The sequence below is a fragment of the Massilia sp. CT11-108 genome (assembly GCF_047302915.1).
GTDB lineage: Bacteria > Pseudomonadota > Gammaproteobacteria > Burkholderiales > Burkholderiaceae_D > Telluria > Telluria orientalis.
This window is the reverse complement of sequence record NZ_JBKYMO010000618.1, coordinates 1-2,863: the sequence shown is the minus strand read 5'-3', so window position 1 is coordinate 2,863 and position 2,863 is coordinate 1. Positions and strand designations below refer to the sequence as shown.

Here is a 2,863-nt window from a genome sequence, read left to right as displayed (position 1 = left end):
GTCTACAACGGTGCGGGCATCGCCGTGCCGCCCGTGCTGTCCAGCCTGAATTTGTCGGTGATGCGGCGCGGGATTCGGATCCGGTGTCAACCACAGCGTGGCCAGGCGCACGGCACGCTGGCCCTTGTCGACGAGTTCCAGGTACAGGTGCACATGGTCCGCGTCGACGGCACGCAGCGACGTCACGTGCAGGAACTGGCGGCCGTCGCGCCGCATCACCGACAAATTCAGGCTGGACAGCACGGGCGGCACGGCGATGCCCGCACCGTTGTAGACCTCCGGGCTGGCCACGCGCACCTGCACGGGCGTGGCGGCATCGTCGAGCATCGTCAGCTCGACGTCGGCCACGAGCGGCTGGCCGATGTGCGACGACACGCGCGGGTCGCCCAGCTCGGCCGCGTGGGCGGATGCAAGCGCGGCGAGAGCGAGGCTGGAGAGAATAAGGCGGGTGCGGCGGGCCATGGCGTGGAAAAATGGGGGCTACAACGTGGTTAACGGCCGTTGCGGTACACTCTTTAATTCCATTGTCAAACCAACAGGATGCATCCATGGAAAACCGGATTGAGAAGGACAGCTTCGGCCCGATCGACGTACCGAACGATCAGCTGTGGGGTGCGCAGACCCAGCGTTCGCTGCACCACTTCCACATTTCGAGCGAGAAGATGGCGCCGGAACTGGTCGCCGCACTGGCGCAGGTGAAGCGCGCGGCCGCCGCCGTCAACCGCTCGCTCGGCAAGCTCAAGCAAGACAAGGCCGACGCCATCATCCGCGCGGCCGACGAAGTGCTGGAAGGCCGTCATCCGTCCGAATTCCCGCTGTCCGTGTGGCAGACCGGCTCCGGCACCCAGAGCAACATGAACATGAACGAGGTGCTCGCGAACCGCGCCTCGGAACTGCTGGGCGGCGAGCGGGGCGAGGCGCGCCTGCTGCATCCGAACGACCACGTCAACATGGGCCAATCGTCGAACGACATGTTTCCCACCGCGATGCACGTGGCGGCCGCGCTGGCCGTCGCCAGGGACGTGCTGCCGGCGCTGGCGAAGCTGCGCGGCACGCTGGAAGTGAAGTCGCGCGACTTCGCCGACATCGTCAAGATCGGCCGCACGCACCTGCAGGATGCGACGCCGCTCACCTTGGGCCAGGAATTCTCCGGCTACGTGGCGCAACTCGAATTCGCCGAGCACGCGATCAAGAACACGTTGCCCGGCCTGCTGCTGCTGGCCGCCGGCGGCACCGCGGTGGGCACGGGCCTGAACGCGCATCCGGAATTCGCCAACCGCATCGCGGCCGAGATCTCGTCGCGCACCGGCCTGCAATTCAAGTCGGCGCCGAACAAGTTCATGGCGCTGGCCGGCCATGACGCGATGGTGCTGGCGCACGGCGCGTTCAAGACGCTGGCCACGGCGCTGATGAAGATCGCCAACGACGTGCGCTGGATGGCGTCCGGCCCCCGCTCCGGCCTGGGCGAGATCACGATCCCGGAAAACGAGCCGGGCAGCTCGATCATGCCGGGCAAGGTGAACCCGACCCAGTGCGAGGCACTGACGATGCTGTGTTGCCAGGTGTTCGGCAACGACGTCGCGATCACCGTCGGCGGCGCGCAGGGCAATTTCGAACTGAACGTGTTCAAGCCGATGATCGCCCACAACTTCCTGCAGAGCGCGCGCCTGCTGGCGGACGGCATGCGCTCGTTCGACGAGCATTGCGCGCAGGGCATCGAACCGAATCGCAAGCGCATCGGCGAGTTGATGGAGCAGTCGCTGATGCTGGTGACCGCGCTGGCCCCGCATATCGGTTATGATCGCGCCGCGCAAATCGCCAAGACGGCCCAGCACAACGGCCTGACCTTGCGCCAGGCAGCCCTGCAATCGGGCTTCGTCGACGAGACGCAGTTCGACCAGTGGATCGTGCCGATCGAGATGACGCGGCCCAGCCCGGCCTGACGGCACCGCATCGGATACATGACGTCGCCCCGCTCGCGTGGAGGCGACGTTGTTTTTTTGAAAAGTGTTGTCTAAACGAACACAACAATACGACGCCCATTTTTAACAGAGGATAAAATGCAAACAACAACTTTTGAACTGACTTCCGAGTTCGTCGAGCTGAACCAGCTGCTGAAGCTGGTCGGCGTGGTGGACAGCGGCGGCGCCGGCAAGCACGTGGTGGCAAGCGGCGACGTGTCGGTCGATGGAAAGAAGGAACTGCGCAAGACGGCCAAGATCCGTGCCGGCCAGGTCGTGACCTTGGGCGATATCCGTATCCAGGTACGCTGAAATGAGCTGAGGCGCACCGCGCGCGCCCCGCGGTTGCACCCCGCGAGCCGTCCCCGACGGTAGGGTTGACGTTTGCGCGCTGACAAACTTGGGCAGTCCCCCTTCTCTATATTGAAGTCGTAACATTCGGCCCAAAGGTGAGGAAGATGGAAACCCCAGAATCAAGCCCCATGACGCAGCAGCGCTTGATCGGCGACCTGCGTCTCGTCATCGAAAACGCGGAAGAGCTGCTCAAGAATACCGATCACTACACCGGTGTCGTGTACCAGAACGCCCGCGCCAAGCTGGCCGTCGCGCTCAATGCCGCCAATGAGGAACTGGCCCGCTTCGAAGAGGACCAGTTGAACCGGATGATGGAAGCGACGCGTGCGGCCAACGAGCTGCACCACGACAGGACCGGAGAAGAACGCATCCTGCGCGCCTTCTACCACTGAGCGCGCGGCGCCACCGTCCACGGCGCCGCGTTCGCCCCGTTTTTGATTCCCGCCACCATTCCCCGATCGAGCCAGCGCCGCAGGTGCATGGCCACGTCGAAGTCCTCGTCCAGATCGAATGCCGCATCGAGCGCCGCGCCGAACGAATCGCCGCGC

General features: G+C 64.7%; 4 protein-coding genes. 3 read left to right on the top strand and 1 reads right to left on the bottom strand.

Annotation, left to right across the window (positions count from 1 at the left end):
• A partial coding sequence (locus ACEN88_RS28420) for a FimV family protein (protein WP_413345063.1) occupies nt 1–462 on the bottom strand: 462 nt, incomplete at its 3' end.
• A gap of 86 nt (nt 463–548) precedes the next feature.
• Between ACEN88_RS28420 and fumC the strand changes: the two genes are divergently transcribed.
• The 3 genes from fumC to ACEN88_RS28405 all read left to right on the top strand — a co-directional run bounded on the left by fumC (nt 549) and on the right by ACEN88_RS28405 (nt 2,707).
• Nucleotides 549–1,943 (top strand): class II fumarate hydratase, encoded by a 1,395-nt coding sequence (gene fumC, locus ACEN88_RS28415; RefSeq protein ID WP_413345061.1) that lies wholly within the window; start codon nt 549–551, stop codon nt 1,941–1,943.
• A gap of 117 nt (nt 1,944–2,060) precedes the next feature.
• Nucleotides 2,061–2,273, top strand: coding sequence for an RNA-binding S4 domain-containing protein (locus ACEN88_RS28410; protein WP_413345059.1), 213 nt, complete (start codon nt 2,061–2,063; stop codon nt 2,271–2,273).
• Between the two features lie 170 nt (nt 2,274–2,443).
• Nucleotides 2,444–2,707, top strand: a complete 264-nt coding sequence (locus ACEN88_RS28405; RefSeq protein WP_413345057.1) for a DUF883 family protein — start codon at nt 2,444–2,446, stop codon at nt 2,705–2,707.
• The last annotated feature ends 156 nt before the right edge of the window (nt 2,708–2,863 follow it).

Coding starts and splice junctions, on each gene's coding strand:
- ACEN88_RS28405 (WP_413345057.1), top strand. CDS start 2,444: ATGACGCAGCAGCGCTTGATCGGCGACCTGCGTCTCGTCATCGAAAAC.
- fumC (WP_413345061.1), top strand. CDS start 549: ATGGAAAACCGGATTGAGAAGGACAGCTTCGGCCCGATCGACGTACCG.
- ACEN88_RS28410 (WP_413345059.1), top strand. CDS start 2,061: ATGCAAACAACAACTTTTGAACTGACTTCCGAGTTCGTCGAGCTGAAC.